The organism is Cryobacterium zongtaii (genome assembly GCF_002909375.1).
GTDB classification, from domain to species: Bacteria; Actinomycetota; Actinomycetes; order Actinomycetales; family Microbacteriaceae; genus Cryobacterium; species Cryobacterium zongtaii.
In genome coordinates this window covers 1-19,113 of record NZ_PPXD01000011.1, presented here as the reverse complement: position 1 = coordinate 19,113, position 19,113 = coordinate 1, and the positions used below count along the sequence as shown (strand labels likewise).

At 62.8% G+C, this 19,113-nt stretch carries 24 protein-coding genes; 12 read left to right on the top strand and 12 right to left on the bottom strand.

Annotated features, from left to right (window positions below; genetic code table 11):
* Positions 1-36: 36 nt before the first annotated feature.
* The gene (locus tag C3B61_RS09425; RefSeq protein WP_103460385.1) at positions 37-1,608 is read right to left on the bottom strand and encodes an MFS transporter; all 1,572 of its coding nucleotides are present in this window, start codon (positions 1,606-1,608) and stop codon (positions 37-39) included.
* A gap of 72 nt (positions 1,609-1,680) precedes the next feature.
* Between C3B61_RS09425 and C3B61_RS09420 the strand changes: the two genes are divergently transcribed.
* Entirely contained in the window at positions 1,681-2,193 is a 513-nt protein-coding gene (locus tag C3B61_RS09420) for a MarR family transcriptional regulator (RefSeq protein ID WP_103460384.1), read from the top strand.
* A gap of 3 nt (positions 2,194-2,196) precedes the next feature.
* Here C3B61_RS09420 and C3B61_RS09415 read toward each other — a convergent pair whose 3' ends face one another.
* Positions 2,197-2,472 carry an ester cyclase gene (locus C3B61_RS09415; protein ID WP_103460383.1) on the bottom strand — a complete coding sequence of 92 codons (276 nt, stop codon included), beginning with the start codon at positions 2,470-2,472 and terminating at the stop codon, positions 2,197-2,199.
* A gap of 217 nt (positions 2,473-2,689) precedes the next feature.
* The gene (locus tag C3B61_RS09410; protein WP_088458038.1) at positions 2,690-3,076 is read right to left on the bottom strand and encodes an MmcQ/YjbR family DNA-binding protein; all 387 of its coding nucleotides are present in this window, start codon (positions 3,074-3,076) and stop codon (positions 2,690-2,692) included.
* A 164-nt stretch (positions 3,077-3,240) separates the two neighbouring features.
* Here C3B61_RS09410 and C3B61_RS09405 point away from each other — a divergent pair, with 164 nt between their 5' ends.
* Complete coding sequence (locus tag C3B61_RS09405; RefSeq protein WP_244285900.1) at positions 3,241-4,254, top strand: NADPH:quinone oxidoreductase family protein; 1,014 nt, start codon at positions 3,241-3,243, stop codon at positions 4,252-4,254.
* A 24-nt stretch (positions 4,255-4,278) separates the two neighbouring features.
* Here the strand turns inward: C3B61_RS09405 and C3B61_RS20045 are convergent, their stop codons facing one another.
* On the bottom strand, positions 4,279-4,635 hold the full coding sequence (locus C3B61_RS20045) for a three-helix bundle dimerization domain-containing protein (protein ID WP_241990338.1): 357 nt from the start codon (positions 4,633-4,635) through the stop codon (positions 4,279-4,281).
* 198 nt (positions 4,636-4,833) lie between these two features.
* Here C3B61_RS20045 and C3B61_RS19425 point away from each other — a divergent pair, with 198 nt between their 5' ends.
* Positions 4,834-5,262: a hypothetical protein gene (locus C3B61_RS19425; protein ID WP_133159821.1), complete on the top strand. Its 429-nt coding sequence runs from the start codon at positions 4,834-4,836 to the stop codon at positions 5,260-5,262.
* 140 nt (positions 5,263-5,402) lie between these two features.
* Here C3B61_RS19425 and C3B61_RS09390 read toward each other — a convergent pair whose 3' ends face one another.
* Both C3B61_RS09390 and C3B61_RS09385 read right to left on the bottom strand, forming a co-directional pair.
* Positions 5,403-6,272, bottom strand: a complete 870-nt coding sequence (locus C3B61_RS09390) for a HAMP domain-containing sensor histidine kinase (protein WP_241990337.1) — start codon at positions 6,270-6,272, stop codon at positions 5,403-5,405.
* 260 nt (positions 6,273-6,532) lie between these two features.
* Complete coding sequence (locus C3B61_RS09385) at positions 6,533-7,270, bottom strand: response regulator transcription factor (RefSeq protein ID WP_165787981.1); 738 nt, start codon at positions 7,268-7,270, stop codon at positions 6,533-6,535.
* Positions 7,271-7,471: 201 nt separating this feature from the next.
* Here C3B61_RS09385 and C3B61_RS09380 point away from each other — a divergent pair, with 201 nt between their 5' ends.
* The 3 genes from C3B61_RS09380 to C3B61_RS09370 all read left to right on the top strand — a co-directional run bounded on the left by C3B61_RS09380 (position 7,472) and on the right by C3B61_RS09370 (position 9,316).
* Positions 7,472-7,942, top strand: coding sequence for a hypothetical protein (locus C3B61_RS09380; RefSeq protein WP_103460380.1), 471 nt, complete (start codon positions 7,472-7,474; stop codon positions 7,940-7,942).
* Between the two features lie 92 nt (positions 7,943-8,034).
* Positions 8,035-8,646, top strand: coding sequence for a DUF305 domain-containing protein (locus C3B61_RS09375; RefSeq protein ID WP_103460379.1), 612 nt, complete (start codon positions 8,035-8,037; stop codon positions 8,644-8,646).
* Positions 8,647-8,716: 70 nt separating this feature from the next.
* On the top strand, positions 8,717-9,316 hold the full coding sequence (locus tag C3B61_RS09370) for a recombinase family protein (protein ID WP_103460378.1): 600 nt from the start codon (positions 8,717-8,719) through the stop codon (positions 9,314-9,316).
* 148 nt (positions 9,317-9,464) lie between these two features.
* On the opposite strand, the gene C3B61_RS09365 is transcribed toward C3B61_RS09370, so the two are convergent.
* From C3B61_RS09365 to C3B61_RS09350, 4 genes are all read right to left on the bottom strand, one after another.
* Positions 9,465-9,746, bottom strand: a complete 282-nt coding sequence (locus tag C3B61_RS09365) for a glutaredoxin family protein (RefSeq protein ID WP_103460377.1) — start codon at positions 9,744-9,746, stop codon at positions 9,465-9,467.
* Positions 9,743-10,438 (bottom strand): peroxiredoxin family protein, encoded by a 696-nt coding sequence (locus tag C3B61_RS09360; protein ID WP_103460376.1) that lies wholly within the window; start codon positions 10,436-10,438, stop codon positions 9,743-9,745. The genes C3B61_RS09365 and C3B61_RS09360 overlap by 4 nt, the downstream gene beginning before the upstream one ends.
* Positions 10,438-11,385: a cytochrome c biogenesis CcdA family protein gene (locus C3B61_RS09355; RefSeq protein WP_103460375.1), complete on the bottom strand. Its 948-nt coding sequence runs from the start codon at positions 11,383-11,385 to the stop codon at positions 10,438-10,440. The genes C3B61_RS09360 and C3B61_RS09355 overlap by 1 nt, the downstream gene beginning before the upstream one ends.
* A gap of 71 nt (positions 11,386-11,456) precedes the next feature.
* Positions 11,457-11,723 carry a hypothetical protein gene (locus C3B61_RS09350; protein ID WP_103460374.1) on the bottom strand — a complete coding sequence of 89 codons (267 nt, stop codon included), beginning with the start codon at positions 11,721-11,723 and terminating at the stop codon, positions 11,457-11,459.
* A gap of 476 nt (positions 11,724-12,199) precedes the next feature.
* On the opposite strand from C3B61_RS09350, the gene C3B61_RS09345 reads away from it, so the two are divergent.
* The 3 genes from C3B61_RS09345 to C3B61_RS09335 all read left to right on the top strand — a co-directional run bounded on the left by C3B61_RS09345 (position 12,200) and on the right by C3B61_RS09335 (position 15,135).
* Positions 12,200-12,496 (top strand): hypothetical protein, encoded by a 297-nt coding sequence (locus C3B61_RS09345; RefSeq protein ID WP_103460373.1) that lies wholly within the window; start codon positions 12,200-12,202, stop codon positions 12,494-12,496.
* A gap of 258 nt (positions 12,497-12,754) precedes the next feature.
* Positions 12,755-13,477: a class I SAM-dependent methyltransferase gene (locus tag C3B61_RS09340; protein WP_103460372.1), complete on the top strand. Its 723-nt coding sequence runs from the start codon at positions 12,755-12,757 to the stop codon at positions 13,475-13,477.
* Between the two features lie 227 nt (positions 13,478-13,704).
* Positions 13,705-15,135 (top strand): protein kinase domain-containing protein, encoded by a 1,431-nt coding sequence (locus tag C3B61_RS09335; protein ID WP_103460371.1) that lies wholly within the window; start codon positions 13,705-13,707, stop codon positions 15,133-15,135.
* A gap of 82 nt (positions 15,136-15,217) precedes the next feature.
* Here C3B61_RS09335 and ppk2 read toward each other — a convergent pair whose 3' ends face one another.
* On the bottom strand, positions 15,218-16,042 hold the full coding sequence (gene ppk2 / locus C3B61_RS09330) for a polyphosphate kinase 2 (protein WP_103460370.1): 825 nt from the start codon (positions 16,040-16,042) through the stop codon (positions 15,218-15,220).
* Between the two features lie 149 nt (positions 16,043-16,191).
* On the opposite strand from ppk2, the gene C3B61_RS09325 reads away from it, so the two are divergent.
* Entirely contained in the window at positions 16,192-17,172 is a 981-nt protein-coding gene (locus C3B61_RS09325) for a diacylglycerol/lipid kinase family protein (protein WP_103460369.1), read from the top strand.
* Between the two features lie 72 nt (positions 17,173-17,244).
* A complete protein-coding gene (locus tag C3B61_RS09320) occupies positions 17,245-17,418 on the top strand; it encodes a DUF3618 domain-containing protein (protein ID WP_103460368.1) in 174 nt (57 codons plus the stop codon).
* Here the strand turns inward: C3B61_RS09320 and C3B61_RS09315 are convergent.
* The gene (locus C3B61_RS09315) at positions 17,345-18,160 is read right to left on the bottom strand and encodes a bacteriorhodopsin-like (protein WP_088456555.1); all 816 of its coding nucleotides are present in this window, start codon (positions 18,158-18,160) and stop codon (positions 17,345-17,347) included. The genes C3B61_RS09320 and C3B61_RS09315 overlap by 74 nt on opposite strands.
* Positions 18,161-18,316: 156 nt before the next feature.
* On the opposite strand from C3B61_RS09315, the gene C3B61_RS09310 reads away from it, so the two are divergent.
* Positions 18,317-18,775, top strand: coding sequence for a MarR family winged helix-turn-helix transcriptional regulator (locus C3B61_RS09310; RefSeq protein WP_103460367.1), 459 nt, complete (start codon positions 18,317-18,319; stop codon positions 18,773-18,775).
* Positions 18,776-19,113 lie beyond the last annotated feature (338 nt).

Sequence of the window (19,113 nt, the reverse complement as noted above, 5' to 3'; positions counted from 1 at the left end):
TGTAATCCTCAGCCCGCAAGGTAAGCACCAGGTTAACTACCGGTGGGCGTCTGCTGGGAATTCACGCGTCGCGACTTCGCGCTGGGCGGGTGCGATGAGGAAGGTGATGATCGACGCTACGACCAGGATCACGGCCCCGGCGAGCATCGCCGCGCTGAACCCGACCGCGAACGCTTCCCGGGCAGCACGTGCGAGGGCCTCGCCTTCCGGGCCGAACGAATCGGCGATGCCGATCGCGGCACCGGCGCCGGCGTCGACGACCTGGCGCACCTGGTCGGGAATCCCGTCAAGCGCCGGCTTGATGTCGCTCCGGTAGAAGCTGATCAGGACACTCGAGAGCACGGCGATTCCGAGCACGCCGCCGACCTCGCGGGTGATGTCGTTGACGGCGCTCGCGACGGAGCGCCGCTCCGCGGGAAGACCCTCAATGATGAGTTGGGTTCCGGGGGTGATCCCCATGCCAAACCCGATGCCGAACACCAGGACGCCGGCTCCCAACACCCAGATCGAAGCATCCACCCCGCCGGCCAGGCCCGCTGCGCAGACGAAGAGCCCGACCCCCATGAGCAGCAGGCCCAATGAGCCGGGTACGCGTGCACCAAACCTCCTTTCGAGTGCGGCCGATATCCCGATGCCTGCGCCGACGCCGACGGGAACGATGAGCAGGGCCAGAGCCGCTCCGAGCGGCGTGTATTCCAACACGATCTGCAGATACTGCGGCGAAAGCACGAAGAACCCGAGCGAGGCGAAAAACTGAACGGTGACGATGAGGGATCCCGCGGCCAGTCCACGATTGGCGAACAGCCTCACGTCGAGCGACGGATCTTTCGCACGCAACTGGTGCACGACGAACGCCACGAAACCCAGAGCGCCGACGGCGAGCGCCAGCAGGGTGACGAGGTCGAGCCATCCGCGCTGAGGGCCCTCAACCACGCCGAAGACGAGCCCAGCCAAAGCGATGATCGACCAGAGTGCGCCCAACGGGTCGAGAGAAAGCCGCGGGTTGCGATTCTGCGCAACGAGCATCAGTACCGGGATGATCAGGGCAACGGCGACGCCGCCGAACACCAGTTGCACGCTTCCCCACCAATACGCTTCGAGGAGAGCACCGGCGATGATCGTGCCAGCCACCGCGCCGGCAGAGCTGACCCCCGACCACACTCCGATGGCAAAGGTTCGTCGCTCGGGCGGATACGCGTCAACGAGCGCGGAGAGGGTTACGGGAAAGACCGCGGCGGCGCCCACCCCGGCAATGGCCCGCAGCGCGATGAACCAGCCGGGGTCGGGCGCGAACGCTGACGCGACGTTGGCCGCCCCGAAGATCAGCAAGCCCATCACGAGAATCGTGCGCCGCCCGACTCGGTCAGCGGCGATGCCCGCAGTGAGAAGGAGGGCGGCGAAGGTCAGGGCGTACGCATCGATGATCCAGGTCAGCTCGGACTGGTCAGCCTCAAGGTCGATCGCGATGTCGGGCAAGGCGATCGCCAGTGCCGAGTTGCCCGCAACGACCAGCGCGAGGGCGGCACAGAGCACAACAAGCAGCCCACGAAGCTGAGTCGGGTTGAGCGGCATGTGCGGTGCGGCAGTGGTGGGTGGGAGTGCGGTCATGACTATTCCCTTCTTTTAGCTCCTTTACCGAGTGTCTCCGTTACGGAAGGAAATGTCAACTATGATGTGGCCATGGCGAAAGACAGCGACATCCCGGGAGCGGAGCAGGTCGAGCGCAGCAGAATGTCGGCTGCAGAACTGTCGTGGGCGCTGCGCTCGGTGAATCGCGCCGCGTCCCAGCTCGAGCACGCCCTGGCCGCCAAGGTGGGACTGCGCGCCCTCGACTTCGAGGCGATGGGTCACATCATGGATCTGGAAGGAACCCAGCTCGGGCCGGCCGAACTTGGCCACCGTTTGGGCATCAGTACCGGCTCGGCGACCGAACTGGCGGACCGCCTCGAAGCTGCGGGCCACATCGCGCGCGCCCGGGATGCGACTGACCGGCGTCGAGTCAACCTAGTGCCGCAGGCTTCCGCCGTGGGTCGCATCCTCGGAGAGCTCGCCCCGCTCTTCACCGCGCTGGACAGCCTCGCACTCGAATTCTCGCCCGAGGAGCAGGCCGCGATCAGCCGATACTTGCGTGCCGCAGCAGACGAGCTCCAGACGCACTCTGCGACACTCACCTCGTCTTCGTCTGACGAGTGATGGTCAGCCGGCGCCGACCGGCAGTTGAGTCATGAGGTCCAGGGTGTCAGCGTTGAGCCAGTATTCGATGACCCGATCGTTCGCGATTCGCAGGATGCCGGTGCCGTGGAAGGTCATTTCCCTGCCCACCGGCGCTCCGGCCCCGGGCATGCCGCCGCCGTAGTGTCCGGTTGCCACCCAACGGACCACGACGTGGTCGCCGTCGACGAGGGGACCGACGTCGATCGTGCAGACGAGGTCGGACAGGAGGGAAATCATCTGCACGACGAGGTCCTTCATTCCGGAGACGCCGCCCCCGGCGCTGCCGTCGCCCCATCGAACATGGCGGCGTGAACGCGGTCACCAGGCCCTTCGAAGGCCTCTTCGCGAAGAGTCACAATGCGGGAGGGTATGTCGCGTTCAATCAATCGTTGAAGAGCCGGGTGGAGAGCCGGGCATCAATCCATCGCTAGGCCGGTGTCGCGGGCGTGCTGGTGACGTCACTCTCCCGAGGGGGTCACAGTTCTCTCTGGCCGAACGTTCGGGGGTCGACCGGCCGCTGGGCATGGGGCAGGTTCCCAATGACGAGCCGATAGGACTCGGTGACGAGGTCGTCGACGAGATCCTTCTCCAGGGTTCCGTCGGGATGCAAGGTGATCCAGTGCTGCTTGTTCATGTGGTAGCCGGGGGTGATATCCGCGTACTGCTCGCGCAGAGCTCTTGCGTCCTCCGGGTCGGCCTTGAGGATAACGATCGGCTCACCGGTGATCTCGGTCATCAGCATGAAGACCTTCTCGCGCACCTTGAAGACGTCCCAATCCGGCCCGAACGGATGCTCCAACGTGGCCCCCGGGAGCTCCCAGACGCGGTTACGCGCATGCTGCCGCAGCGTGTCGCCCTTCATGGTCACCCTCCTGAGGTCTCTCTCGCTCCGCACGGTGCCGCGGCTGCGCTCCCATTCCAGCAGACGGCTCGGCCGGATAGAAATTCCCGCGGGGATACTCACGGTCGGACGCGACAACGGGTGAGGTGAATCGATCGAGCCATCCACCGGCGGATGATTGACTCATGAGTCCACACCGCACGATGATGCACGCGCTGCGAAATACAACGCACGGCGGACCACGACTGCTGCAGATGCAGCAAATCCCCATCCCGAGCCGCGGCCCGGGAGAGGTACTCGTAGAAGTACATGCCGCCGGTGTCGCTTACCCTGACGTGCTGCAGTCGCGCGGCGAGTATCAGCTGAAAGTTCCGCTTCCATTCACTGTGGGATGTGAGTTCTCCGGCATCATCGCTGACGCTGATCCCGATTCCGGATTCGTCGCCGGCGACCGGGTCCTTGGCGTAGCTGGTTCCGGCGCGTTTGCCGAGTACGTCGTCACCCCTGCCGATCGGGTGTTGCCATTGCCCGATAGTGTCGACTTCATCCAGGGTGCGGCGATGCCGATCAATGTGCTCAGCGCTGAATTCGCCTTGGGAGAGCGCGGCAATCTTCGTGCCGGTGAGACGGTGTTAATCCACGGCGCCGCGGGCGGGCTCGGAGTGGCGCTCACCCAACAGGCGAAGCTACTGGGCGCATCCGTCATCGCTGTGGTCTCCACGCCTGAGAAGGCCGAACTGTCACGAAGCATCGGTGCGGATGACGTCATCTCCCCCTTCGACTTCCTCACCGAGGTCCGCCGCATCACGGATGGGCGTGGTGTGGATATGGTGTTGGATCCGGTGGGCGGTGAGCGCTTCACTGATTCGCTGCGGGCGCTAACTACCCGCGGCCGCTTGCTCGTTCTCGGTTTCACCGGAGGGAGCATCCCGACCGTTCGGGTGAACCGCCTTCTGCTGACCAACACGACGATCGTTGGTGTCGCCTGGGAAGGCCTCATGCCCTCAACGTCGGTGTCTCTCCAAGACCAGTGGGCGCGGCTTGCTCCTGATGTCGCCCGGGGTGCGCTCGCGCCGGTCATCGGCGAGGTCGTCCCGTTCACCCAGGCGCCGGAAGCAATCGCCGCGCTGGATGAGCGCCGCGCGCTCGGAAAGACAGTTCTTCGTGTCAGTGGCGACGGCTGGGCGGCCACGAGTTAGACCACTCCCTCGGGTTGGCGCGCATCAGCGTTCGTTGCCGCCGGTGCCTCCGAGTAGATCGCCAAGCAGGGGCCCACGATGTCCCTCACGACTTGCGCGCTCGACTTCCATCGGGTCCAGGGCCTGGTCACCGTCCGGCACCGGACCCAGCGCTTCGAGCTGTTCGACCACAACGCTCGACTCCTTCGCTTCCTTTTTCAGCCGCTTCTTCGCAGCCTTCTCAACCAGGACCGGAACGAAGTCACGAACCCGACCCCCATCCAACTTCCCATGCTCCTCGTCGACGACGTCCGCGATATGGCCGCGCTCCAGACTCGGGAACCGTTCCGCCAACCGATCGATCACCTGATCGATGGCTTGAGTTTCATCTAGCTCGCTCATGTGGACATTCTCTACTGGTGACCCTCCCCCGACAACAGCTGGCAGTGCCAAATGTGGGCGAAAGGCGAAGCCGAAAGGGCGAAATGGTTGCGTCCCTGATGGCGGCGAAAATTGACTCACAGTCAGCTCCGCCGTAGGGTCTGAGTGTTGCCCCAGACCCCGGCAGCGGTTTTATCCGCAACGATCGGGGGAGCATAAATGCTTGACAGCCCGCCTCGCCCCGGCATCGGTGGCGCATCCAGGAACACCACTTCTGTCGAGACAACCGAAGACGCGGCGAATTCTGTGACTGATGCCGCTAACCTCGCCTACACGCTGTCCTCAGAATTGGAATCGGTGGTGCGAGCCGTTCCTGGAGTGGACACTCTGTATCCGACCGAGCCCGTCGTCGCGACGATTGTCGGTGCCATTGTCGATGCGCTGACGCACCGAGAACGCACGTCCAACCTTGTTGCCGTCACCATGGGAGACGCGGGGATTAACGTGTCCGTGGCTTTTCGGGCCGTCAGCTCTGAGCCAGCCACCGAAGTGTGCCGGCTCGTATTTGACTCGATCGCCATGGTCCTCGATGCCAGTTCGATCACGCGCATCGATAGCATCCACGTGACAGTTGCCAGCATCGGCTGATGTATCGCCATATTCTGGCCGCCCGTCAGGAACCGATGCGGGTGTCCGTTTCTTTCACACCGAAGTTTGTCGACGTATAGACACCGAGATTCGCCCCTGAATATTGGTGACCTGAGCTCGACCTCTGTGACCGGTTGGCCTTAGTGATTCTGGCTGAGCAACGGCAATTCAACGGTGAAGGTCGCTCCTCGGCCGACACCCGCGCTGTCCGCTCGAACGCTTCCACCGTGGGCCTCGGTGATGGACTTAGCGATCGCCAGGCCTACGCCGGAGCCACCGTGTGCGCGGTCCCTGCTGGCGTCCACTCGGTAGAAACGCTCGAAAACATGCAAAATGTGGTCGGCCGGAATTCCATCGCCCTCGTCGGAGACGGCGACCACCGCCCTGCCGCCGACTACCGCGGCGGAGATCACGACCTCGCCCCCGGACGGGGTGTGTCGAACCGCGTTGTCGAGGAGATTTGTCAGGACCTGACCGATGCGATCGCTGTCCCCATCGACAGCCGCGCCCCGGGCGGCTCCGGACATAGTGACCGTCAGCGTCACATTCTGGGCAGCGTATTGCGCTGTCGCCTGGGCCACTGCATCCGCGACTACCTGGGAAACGAGCAGGCGTCGTCGGTGCATTGTCAGTCGGCCTTCTTCGGCGGTCGTCACGATCGCGACGTCCTGGCTTAGCCGTGCCAGACGGGTGACCTGGTCACCCAGCATCGTGAGGGTTGCCGGATCCGCTTCCTGGACGCCATCGGCGATGGCCTCCAGGTAGGCGCCGATCGTGGTGATGGGGGTGCGCATTTCGTGTGCCAGGTCGCCCAGCATCCTCGTTCTGGTCGCTTCGATCCGGCCGAGATCGGTGGCCATCGAGTTGAAGGCCGAAGTGAGGTCGTCGAACTCACTGCCTAGTCCCACAGCGGGGATACGCGCGGTGTAGTCCCCGTCAGCCACCCGGCCAGCTGCTTCAGTGACGGGTGCCAGGGACCGGGTGATCCGGCGGGAGAGAAACAGGCTCACCCCGACTGACGCTGCCAGAGCAGCGATGAGGGCCAAGGCTAGGGAGAGCGTTGATGCCGTCCGGAATGCCTCCTCGGCATGCACCGTCGAGTCAGCCCCAGAACCACCCGTGCCCATCATGTGAACGTGGAAAATGGCTGGGCCGATCCCTGCGACGACGACCCAGGCAGTTGCGACTCCGACGAGAACTACGACGAGGATGGCGCCAAGTAGGCGGGCGCTGAGGTCCCGAGGGCCAGGGACCCGAGTGCGTGTTCTGCTCACGCTCCCACGCCCATCTGGTAGCCGACGCCGCGCACCGTCCTAATAAAAACGGGTGAAGCCGGATCATCACCGATCTTGCGTCGTACATGCCCGATATGCACATCCACAAGGTGCGGATCGCTCATCCAGCCGTCTCCCCATACGGCATCAATGAGTTGCTGCCGAGAGAAGACGATTCGAGGTTGACCGGCCAATGCCGCCAACACCTCGAACTCGGTGCGGGTCAGGTCCACCGCTTCACCGCTTCGGCGGACTTCGCGGCCGCCGACGTCGATTTGGAGGGAGCCAAAGAGAAGAGGCGGTGTGCCGACAGCGGCGGCTTGTTCGCTGGGGCGGGGCCGGCGGAGCATAGCGCGCACTCGAGCCACGAGCTCTCGCGGGCTGAAAGGCTTGGTCAGGTAGTCGTCTGCTCCGACAGAGAGGCCGACCAGCTTGTCGATTTCGTCAACCCGGGCGGTCAGCATGATGATGTAGCAATCGGTGAAGGTGCGCACGGTACGACAAACCTCAATGCCGTCCATCCCTGGTAGGCCCAAGTCGAGAACGATGATGGCGGGGGCCCAGTTTCGTGCCGTCGTCACCGCAGACTGGCCGTCAGCTGACGTCTGCACGTCGAACCCATCTCGCTCCAAGTAGCCGGCGACCAACTCGAGCAGCGGCACCTCATCGTCGACCACCAGGACTCGCGGCCGCGGCTCCGCAGTGGTTTGTGGCCTGAAGGTCGTTGACATCATGGTCTCATTGTCCCTCCGGGTTCATCCCGGACCGCTCTGATGAGCGGCTGCCGCCCATATCCCCAGTCAATCTTTGTCAAAAGACCTATCAATGGATTTCGGCTGAGCTGCACCGCGCCATTCCCAGCTGAACTTTGTCAAGTGTCGATACGGTTCTGGGTACCCGCGATTTCAACCTGGTTTGTCGACACTGGAGGTGACATGAACCCGCACGGCAATTCCGTAGCTGACCGTCACCAAAGGCCTGTACTCGCCTATGCGTTCACGGCGGTTCTTGTCATGGCAGCCATGTTGCTGGGCATGCACTCCATGATCGGCGAGCACAGCGTAGGTTCGGGGGCAGCCGAGTCCACTGCACATTCCGACACCGTCCCGGGGGCCGCTGACTTCGGAACTGACGTGGCGGTCACGGCGACGGCGCCGATGCTCCCAGTAGTCGTGCATGCAGAAGTCGGCCTTTTCGGTAGCGCCGACGGCATGCTCGATTGCGCCGTATGGGCGATGACCTGCGCCCTGGTACTGGTCTTAGCGGCTCTCATCATTCTTGCCAGCTCTCCGGCCACGTATCGGCGTCTGCTCGAGGCGGGCGGGCGCGTCATCTCTCGCTTTCAGGGCCCCGCGCTTCATCTCTTCCGGCCTAGCTTGGTCGTTCTCTCCATCAGTCGCACCTAAAACCAGCAACGGCCTTAGCGTCACTCGACGCCTACCTCCACCACGCCGTATGGCGACCCGATTTTTCACGTCTGACTCCGAATGGATTGACAATGCCCAAGCCACATACTTATATTCTTGCTGCCGCAGCCGTCGCGACTGCACTCACTCTCAGCGCCTGCGCTGGCGGAACAACCAACACCAGCTCATCCGCCGCCCCCAGCTCCCCCGAGTCCTCCGCCTCACCGGTTGATCTCGCCGACGCGGACGTCGAGTTCACCCAGATGATGATCCCCCATCACGAACAGGCCGTCGAAATGAGCGATGACCTTCTCGCGAAAGACGAGATCGACCAGCGCATCGTGGACCTGGCCACCGAGATCAAAGACGCTCAAGAGCCCGAAATTCAGCAGCTCGAATCCTGGCTATCCGCATGGGGCATGGATGACACCAGCTCCAGCGAAATGGATATGTCCGATATGGATCACGGCACGGACGGCATGATGTCTGATGACGATATGAACGCCCTCGAGTCCGCGCCCTCAGAAGACGCCGGAAAACTCTTTCTCGAACAGATGATCGTTCATCACCAGGGCGCCATCGCGATGGCTCAGACCGAGATCGACGAGGGACAATTCCCGGACGCTGTGGACATGGCCACGAACATCGTGAACAGCCAGACCGCCGAGATTGATGTCATGAACGGCATCCTCGCCACACTGTAGCCCCAGGTTCAGGAGCGACCGTGATACGCGAGCGGTCGGACCCCGGATTCCGCGAGCGAAGCAGGTAAAGATGACTGTCATCGGTTACGCGCGTGTTGCAACGCGCAAGCAGAGAGTCGATGAGCGAGAAATCGCGTTGACCGCGGCCGGCGCGGAGCGCGTGTACGTGGACCACGGCGAGTCGAAGAATAGGGCGTCGTTGCCGCAGTTTTCAGCCTGCTTGGCTTACTTGCGGGCCGGTGACGTCTTGTTGGTTTGTCAACTTAGCCAGTTGGATCGGTTGGCTCGTGACGATCGTCTGATTTCACTCCTTCACGAGCTCGGCGAACGCGGCATCGGACTTCGTTCGTTAGCGGAACCGGCGATCGATACGACCGGCCCCTCAGGCCGGGTCCTTTTCGACATCATCGCCGTTTTCGCTCAGTTGCGTACTGAGTCGATCCAGGCGCACCGCCGCGATGGCCCCCCACTGGCTCGAGCGCATTCGCGCGACAGCGCACGCCCATCAGCAATGACAAACGAGAGGATCGCTGTCGCAATCGATATGCGCGAAAGGGGCGCCACGATTGACACGATCGCCATCACTCTCGGCGTCGACACCGTGACCGTGCAACGCGCGCTTCTGAGCAACCCGGACGGACAGCCGAAGTTGGCGCGCGATGAGGGATGATGTCGGGCACGCGAGCTCGCTGCCCGTCTCGCTCGCCCAGGTTGAAGGCCCCATAGGCGCTACCGAACTTGCCTGCGGGGAGAGCTGGAACTGGGTGTAACCGTCAACGACAATGACGAGCTCGCCAATGCGTTCGCCTATGCCTCCGTCAGCTGGGGCCCGCGGGCGGGCGTGTGGTGGGCCACTCCACTGAGGAGAGATGGCGGCGCAATTTCTTTTCGGACAAGCGGCCGTAGCTGAACAGCTCGCCGTCGATCAAGATGCCCGGGGCGAAAACGATGCCGACCCGGCTCGCAAGATCTCGGCCTTCGGCTGATGCCAACGGAATCTCCACGATGTTGAAGGGATACTCGTCGGCGAGCTGCGCCAGGGTGTTTTTCGCGTTCACGCAGGAGGGGCAGGCCTCCTGGGTCAGGACGGTGACCATCATGATCCGTTCACCCCGGCAGCCGTCATGTCGGCGAGAAGGTCGGTCATGGACACGTACATTGTGTAATCCGGGGCGCCACCGTAGTCGGCCCGCCACTGAATCGTGCCGTCAGGCCCGACAAGGATGAAGCTGTGTCCGGCGCGGGAGTCGCCCATCATTCCGTAGTCGTTCGCCCCGTACTTTTTAATGACGTCCATCTTCGTGTCCGCCAGGGCGACGGAGGCGAGTTTGTCATCGTCCATCTTTTGCGCAATCAGGTCTACCGGCCCGCTGGTGATTGTGAGCACATCGTCGACTCCGACGGCAGTGAGCTGATCGGATGCGGCGTCCAGGTCACGCATCTGGTCCCAACAGGGCTGGCAGCCCAGTCCCTCATGGAAGTACAAGAGCACCGATTTGCCCGCGTAGTCAGTTAAATCCACGGTGTCCCCCGATGTGGACTCCATTGCGAATCCCGGGGCTATCTCTCCCACCCCCGGAGATCCCACCGCGTAGTCAGCCGCATCGGCGCTCCTGCCCAGAGGAGCGGACTGGGCCGGCTGGGCGGGTGCGGAGGGCTCCTGAGCGAGAATAGGGAAAAAGGCGCCGAAGATGGCCACGACCACGCCGGCACCGATCAGCACGGCAAGGCGGTTGGTGTTCTTTTTCAGAGGCCGCATCGCTGCGGCGGGCTTCTTGTTGCGTGATGCCATTACTGTGATTCCATTGCGGTGTCGTGGCAGGCCGGAGTGGTCGAACCGGCCGCTACCTGCTCTGCCGTATCTGGCTCTGTCGCGGAAGTGGTGTGACCTCCCTGTGGGCGTCGGGCGCGCAGCGCCTTCCACACCAGGGTGGCGAGGGCGACGAAGACCACGAGGGCCGAGAGCCAGCCGGGTATGAAGCCGACGGACTGCTGAATAACCACAGCTGCGTGGTTGAGCCAGGCGGTGACCCGAACCTGCCAGCCGTCGGGCGCCATGCCGATGCCGCGAACCGCGATGATCATGGTGACGATACCCATCCCGAGCATCAAGCCACCGGACAACAGGCTCGACAGCGGCAGCCGTCGTCCGCCGGGCCACAGGGCGAAAGTGCGCGCCGTGAGCAGCCGGCTGTTGCTCCAGTCCTTCCGATCCCACACCAGCGCAAGGACACAGAGCGGAGCGACCATGCCGAAGACGTAGGCAATACCGACCAGCGCTGCGGTAGAAATCGACGACGCCGCCCCAGACATTGCGGCAACTCCGGCCAGGACTGGTGCACAACAAGCACTCGCCGCACCAGAAAACACGCCCAACCCGTACACGGAACCGATTCCTGACCCTGAACTCTTCCCCGACGGCATCGGGAGCATCAACTTCCACCCCACCAACGTGGCGACACCCACGACGACCATGGCAATTCCCACCACGCTGAAGATCCAGAAGTGGTACTGCGCCAGGGCGCGGCTAACGATCGCGGCCCCCAACGCAATGGGCAGGATGATCGTGCCGACACCGGCAGCGAAAACCAGTGTCATTCCCAGGATCTGGCCGCGACGGCGGAAGCTTGACGCGAAGAACGCCGGCAGCATGACCGACACACAACAGGGGGCCAGCAGGGCGACGATGCCGCCTAAGAACGAGGCGAGGATTGTGGTGGAGAGCAGGACCTGCTCCATGTATTGCTCCTTCAAAAGTGCACGGACTCACCGCCGTGCCGATGCCGTGGGGACGGGCGGACGCCCGAGGGTCAAGCCTGGGTCGTAGTCTTCGCGGCTTCGTTAAAGCCGGTGTCGCCGTGGACGGGTGATTCCCGCGGGGTGTCAGCGTCCTTGTTTTTGCTGCGCATCATCATGAACATCATCCCGAGCATCACCACGGGGCACGCCAGAACCGCTGCGAGGGGAAGTGCCTCGCCGATCGATCTTCCGGCCGCGAGCAGGCCGCCGAGAATGACGACACCGATCACAATCATGCCGATGAGATGCGACTTGCCACCGTGGTTGTGCCCGTTCATGGACATTCTCTTCTCTGGAGTTCGGTTGGGTGGACTGCGTCCCCTGGTGGTGTGTCATTGCCGTTTATGGGGAAGATCCGAGCAATCGCCCACACCCCGAGGATGACGAACACCACACAAATTCCGGCGAGAATCGGCCACGCGCTCATGACCATTACTTCCTCCTGCTGGAATGTCTTGTCATGACTCTGGCTCATCCACCCGCGCTTCTCGATGCAGGTTTGACGAAGAAACGATAAAGAAGGAGCGCCCGGTTCGAGGGTTTGTGGACCCGGAGACTTCGTTTACGCATCGCCGAACGGCGACAACGCTGTGGCGCCGCAAACCAGGGCCTCGTGAGATCGACCGTCGCAGCGGCGCTGACGGACCTCGGGACGCCCGAGGACGGGAAAAATGAGTTAATGCCAACTTTTGCGACTTGTGATTGCATTTTTCTAAAGCAGCAGATGACAAGCTGAAAGTACGAGGAACGTACCATGAGCAACACCACCAACAGGGGCCGCGTCACGCGGCTCTCAACTGAGACGAAGGCTGCATTCAAGACCACTGAGTTCATTGCGTATGTGGTCATACTCGTCGGGTTGTTCGTCGCATCGGCCATGGTGGACAACGGAGACGACGGTGAGGGATTCGGCGCTCAGGATGCCTGGTTCTACGCCACGCTCCTAACCATCGGTTACATGGTCAGCCGCGGCCTCGCTAAGTCAGGAAGTCGGGAATACTACGACCACGACGACCACGACACTCGTCGCAAGCCGGCGCCCGCAGAGTAGTCAGTAATGGGCGGTGGGAGCGCCAGTGCCTTCTGGCAGCCTGACCGCTCCACACGCCAAGAAGTTCGGAAATGTGGTCGTGTTTGCGGCGAGAGCTTCAACGACCGGCCACGGAGGATGACGTTGCGCGTTCCGCGGTGTCATCCTCCCCCAGTCCGACTCTGGGAGGGCTACTTGCGCGTCTTGAAATCGATCGCCTCACCGCTGACAGAGTTCCGGCTGCTCATTCCAGTCCTGGACTCGCTATCATGACGCGTGATGGCACAACTGACCTCCCCGGTACTTCAGGCGCTTGGCCGATTCAACGACCGGCATCCTTGGTCGCACAACGATGCGTACTCAGGCTGGATCGTCCATCAGGCCCGACGCGTTCACAACCGCGGAGGGTCACGCGCACTCGACGTCGGTTGCGGCACCGGGCATCTGGTCGGACGCCTGTCCCGCGAGCTCTCCGACGTGCGTGGCATCGAACCAGACCCGGCCAGCGTGGAAGCGGCGCGTTACAACACGCGAGAGCTCCGCAACGTGGTGATCAGCCGATCGACATGGGCCGAAGTCCGCGACACCCCGTATGACCTGATCACGTTCGTGGCAGTACTCCACCACCTCCCCCTTCAGGAAACTCTGCGCAGAGCGAGCCTGCTCGTCGCTCCAGGAGGCCGTCTGGTCATCGTGGGCGTCGCCCGTGAAACCGCTCGCGACATCCCGTTGTCGCTGATCTCGACACTGCTCAATCCTCTGGTCGGCTTGGCATTGCACCCGCGCCCGGCCGTCCGCTTGCCCGCTCACATGCGCTCCCCCATCCAGCCGCCCACGGAAACATACGCCGAGGTCAAGGCCGTTGCCCGACGGGTGCTGCCCGGTATCACCCTACGGCGCAGCCTGTTCTGGCGGTACACGGCCGTCTGGACGGCACCGCCGTCGTCCTCCCAAGTCCGCCGGCCAGCATTTCGCAGCAGATTACGCCGGGCTACCGGTTGAATCACCCAAGTCGTGAAATCGATCGTACCGACGGATAGCAGTCTTCAAGAGCGCACTCCGCCGAAGGAGTCCGTCCGACGCTGCCGAACGGAATCGATCAGACACGCAGACGCGAGATGCAGCCCGCAATTTTGGTGTCGGGCGTGACACATTCGCCTCGAGCTACGTCCTAGAAGTGGATACTCCGGACCGCCTGTGGTGGAGGCGCCACGAAACAAGGGTTCACTATGGACGCAATCACATTGGCCGGGCGCTCTCCTGAGGTCACCGCAGCCGGACCACCGCGACTACGCGGACGTTACCGGTTGTTGGAACTGATCGGTCGAGGCGGCGAGGGCTCTGTCTACCGCGCCAGGGACGAAACGCTGGGTCGCGATGTCGCGGTGAAGGTCTTCGAGGCGTCCGCGACAACCGAGAAGGACATCCGTCGTCAGGAAGACGAAGTGAACCTCTTGGCGAGCCTGAGCCACCACAGCCTCGTCACCCTGCTCGATGCGGGTGTCGACCGCACGGATGTGGGCCGGCCACGTGTCTTTTTCGTCATGGAGCTCGTCACCGGCGCGGATCTCAAGGTCCAGCTCGAGCGGGGCACTCTCTCGGCTCGTCAAATAGCGCACATCGGCTACGACCTGGCCGAAGGCCTGCAGTACATCCACCATCGGGGTGTTGTGCATCGGGACGTCAAGCCGGCCAACGTCCTGCTTGTCGACTACAACCACGGCGGCGCTCGATACCGCGCGAAGCTGACCGATTTCGGCATCGCCCTGGTAGGCGCCATCGACCGCCGAGACCCGGACGCCGTGACGACGGGCACGGCCGCCTACCTCAGCCCCGAACAGACGCGGGGTCAGACGCTCGGCTCGGCCAGCGATATCTACTCGCTGGGGCTCGTTCTTCTCGAGTGCTTCACTCGCACCATCGCGTTCCCCGGCGACCCGATCCCGTCGGCACTGGCCCGGCTCAGAAAAGACCCCTCCATTCCGCCCGACATCGCCCCGGAATGGCGGGCGCTGCTGGCTGCGATGACCGCCCGCGACCCGAAGGACCGCCCCTCCATCCACGATCTGGTCGTGGCGCTTCGCCAGATGGTCGCTGCCGAGACCGGCCGGCACCGGGATGTCGCGGCGATTCCCGCGCCTTCGACCGAGGAAGCCCGGATGCTCGCGGTCGCGCGCTATCGACTGCCGGAAGCACCGGCCGACGGGGCCTTCGACCGCGTCACGGCCATTGCCGCCCGAGTGTTCTCCGTTCCGGTCGCGCTCGTCACGATCGTCGACCAGGACCGGATCTGGTTCACGTCCCACCACGGCCTGGAGATCGACCACATTGAGAGGCACCCGGGGCTCTGCGCCTCGGCGATCCTGGACGACGTGCCCTGGGTCGTCGAGGATGCCCGGTTCGACCCCCGGACGCTGGCTAATCCCCTCGTCGCCAGCGATTTCGGCCTCCAGTTCTACGCCGGGGTGCCGTTGCGCACCCGCGACGGACACAACCTCGGCACTCTGTGCGTTCTCGACTTCGAACCGCGCCAGGCGTCGGAAGAGGAACTCGCCACCCTCGGCGACCTCGCTGCGGTGGTCATGAGCGAAATGGAACTGCGCCTAGAAGGCCGGCGATCTGCTTTGGCGCTCAAAAGCGCTACTTCGACGCCGAGCTGACCCGCCGAACCCGCCGGGTCACCGTGAACTCGCCTGACGCCCTGCGAGCCGCAGAATACCCTGCGCGAAGCATGAGACCTCTCTATTTCTTCTTCAGAGTGTTGGCGTGATCAGTGACCAGGCTCGCCTCATCCTTTGGGGGCCGCTCGTAGTCATTTGCTTCCGGGCGATCGGGAATAGTCACTTCGTCCGGCACCCGGTGCTCATAGGGGATGTTGGACAGAAGGTGCTTGATTGAGTTGATTCGTGCCGCACGCTTGTCATCGCTCTCAACCGTCCACCACCGTGCAAACGGAAGGTCCGTGACAGCGAACAAGTCATCCTTGGCTCGCGAGTAGTCCTCCCAGCGGGTAATCGAAAAGAGGTCCGTCTCGGAGAGTTTCCACCGGCGCATCGGATCTTCCAGTCGAGAACGGAACCGGTCTTCCTGGACCTTGTCAGACACGGAGAACCAGAACTTCACCAGAATGATCCCCTCGTCAACGAGCATCTTTTCCACCAAGGGCACCTGCTCGAGAAACAGACGGTACTGGTCATCGGTGCAATATCCCATCACCCGTTCGACGCCACCACGGTTGTACCAAGAGCGGTCCATCAGGACGATCTCCCCGGCAGCGGGTAGCCGTTCAATGTAGCGCTGGAAATACCACTGGCCCTTCTCTCGCTCGCTCGGAGTGGGAAGTGCGACGACCCGGGCGGAGCGCGGATTCAAATACTGGACGATCCGCTTAATCGCGCCGCCCTTGCCCGCGGCGTCTCGACCCTCGAAGATGACCAGCACCCGCGCCCCGGTCTCAATGACCCATTGCTGCATGCCTACGAGCTCGGCTTGCAACCGTTCCAGCTCATCCTCGTATAGAGGTTTCGGAACGCGCTTGACCGCACCTGTTTTCTTCGACTTCGACACGGCTGTCCCTTCAACGACCTACGGCAGCAGCCCGAAACACGCGGCCGGGACGATCATAAATCCTGTGCGGCGACAAGCGCGAGGTTAGAGCGCAGATTCGTTCCCTGCGAGCATGCTCATCTCTGTTCGGCCTGGTTTACAGTGGCTCAATGAGTGATGTCACGCTTCGGAACGCCGCTGTCATTTACAACCCCGTCAAGGTCGATCTCGATGCCCTCCGAAACGCTGTGAATACGGAGACAGCGGCCGGGGGGTGGTCTGAGAGCGTCTGGTTTGAAACGTCCGTCGACGATGTCGGCCAGGGCGTGACCGCGAAAGCGTTGCAACTCGGCGTTGATCTGATCATCGTCGCCGGCGGTGACGGTACCGTGCGTGCTGTCATCGAGGCCGTCCGCGGGCACGACGTGCCCGTTGGGCTTATACCCTCCGGAACGGGCAACCTCCTCGCGCGCAATCTCGACATCACCCTCAGTGACATGCATGAGAGCGTGCGCGCAGCATTCACCGGTGAGGATCGCGCCATTGATCTGGGCATGATTCGTATCGAGCGAGACGACAAGTCGCGCGACGAGCACGCGTTCGTGGTGATGGCAGGTTTGGGCCTTGACGCAAAGATGATCACGAACACTGACGAAGATCTCAAGGCAAAAGCTGGCTGGGCAGCCTATGTGAAAGCAATCGTCAAGTCTCTGCGTGACCCGGATGAGCTGCACATGCGATTCCAGATCAACGACGGCGCTGCCAAGCGAGCAACGGTGCACACCCTGATCCTCGGCAACTGCGGATCGTTGCCGGCCAATATCTTGCTGATGCCCGAAGCAGTGCTGGATGACGGTTTGTTCGATGTCATGATGACCCGGCCAGGCGGTGCACTGGGCTGGATCAGGGTATGGGTGAAAGTGGCCTGGACCAACGGCATCGTTCGTCGAACCAAAGCGGGAAAGGCCCTCGCCGGGGAACAGAAGAACGACGGCGACTTGCGCTATGAAACCGGCTCTGAGTTCACCGCACGCTTCTCTCGACCCGAGGAAATAGAACTCGACGGCGACGCGTTCGGCAAAGCCGTTGCCTTCAAAGCCTGGATCGAGCCCAGCAAGCTCCGCATCCGCATTCCAGTCACAACCGCATAAGGATCCTCGCACCAACCACAGCACCCAGAACTTGCCGGCGGAGTATCTGCATCACGTGGAGAACCGCAACGAGTGACCTGCCCATTCGAAGTCACCCGTGGGGGCCTTGGCGCCGATGTCGACGCGCTTGCTGACAAAGCCACGCCCAGCAAGATCGTGGACCGCCAGAAAGTCAGACGCGCGCAGGCGCCTCATCGCGGGAGCGCTCAATACCGGCGAACGTGGGGTCGTCGTCGAAAGACTTAATGCGTGCCACCTGGAAGATGATCAGAGCATAGACGGCCTTTGCCAGAATGTCGGCGATCGAATAGCCCACCTGTTTGTAGACCCAGGCATCAGGACCGGCGATGTCCAGCAACGGCAACAGATAGGCAATCGGGTAGACACCCCAGCTCAGCAACAGCAAGAAACGCAGCTGGCTCAGGATGCGGCGCACGCCCACGGGTTGTTTGTTCAGCGACTTACCCAGCTGCACGAACAGCACATAAAGAATGTAGGCGAACGGGATGGTGGACAGCAGCCCGAACAGGCCACGGATGCCGTTGTCGCCACTGATCTCTCCGGGGTAGCCGAGGATGATCATGAGTGCGGCGGCCGGAACGAGCCGCACTAGCAGCCCACGTTGCACCGACCGGGCCAGCGCGAGCACGGCGATGAGTTCCACGAGCAGAAGAGGGACCGTGAGAAGCCAGTCCACGTAGCGGTAGCCCTCGTTGAAACCTTCGCCGACCGCCTGACTGTAGTCGGCCTGGCCGCCGACGCCTTCGGTCACGAAGGCCGCCTTGAACGAGTCGAAGATGCGGAAGTAGTGGTAGGCCGCGATCCCGCAGACGACGATGGCCACCGTGATGGCCTGGCGATACCGCGGCAGGATGCGCGGCAGCGAGATGAGCAGAAAGACCGCCGTGAACAGCTGGGCGGCGATGACCAGGGACAAGGAGTTGTAGACCGTGTCGTACTGGCCGGGCGAGAGAATGTCGGGAATCATGATCTACTCCATCGGTTTTGACGGTGCCTGATTTGCCTTAGTCACTAAGTGACTTACTCAGTAAACTACATTTTCACCTTGTTTGGGGTGAATTGGGTACGATTACTTCACAACGCCGCGTGGGCGGGGCTTGCCCCCACGTAGGCCGGAGGAGACATGACCCAACCCGAACCGCTCGCGCATACCCTCACCGGTTTTCCGGCGGCGGCCACTGCATTCGTGAGCGCCCTGGACGCCAACCGCCAGCGCATTGCGCAGGACGTCGGCGTAAGCGCGACCGAGCTGCGCGCCCTGTTCCGGGTGGGGCGGTCGGTGAGCATCACGCCCAAGGAGCTGGCCGCCCACCTGGGCATGACAACGGGCGCGATCACCGCGATCGCCCGCCGGTTGGTGGACGCGGACCTGTTACACCGGGTGGATCACCCCGGCGACCGGCGCAGCCTTTACCTGGAGTTGACCCCGCTCGGGCACGAGGTGATGGGCGGCATCCACCAGGATTTCTCGGAGATGCTCGCCGCCTCGACCAGCAGTTTGACTGCCGATCAGCTTGCCGCCTTCACCGACGCCCTCACCTCTGTCGCATCCGAGGTACGCACCCGGTCTGCGCGGCCCTGATGCTCAGAGCAGTTACTTGCTCGTTGTCAGAAACGGCACGCTGAACCTCACGCCCCATTTTGCTTGCCGGGCGATTTCCACTGTCTCCTCCCCCACCGCGGTACCGTTCGGTTCCGCGAAATTCCCGTATGTCTTCCGTTAGGGGGGAGGTTTTACGCCCGGGGGTCCGTTAGGACTGAAGAATGACTACTCCTGACAGCCCCACATTGGAGCCCCTTAGACCCAGCGATCTGGGAACAAGGTCTGGCTCATGACTCTCACCGCGATGATGCCGTCCCTCCGGCGCACGCTTGCCGATCCTCTCGACATCGATGCCTGGCCCGAATCTTCACACGCCA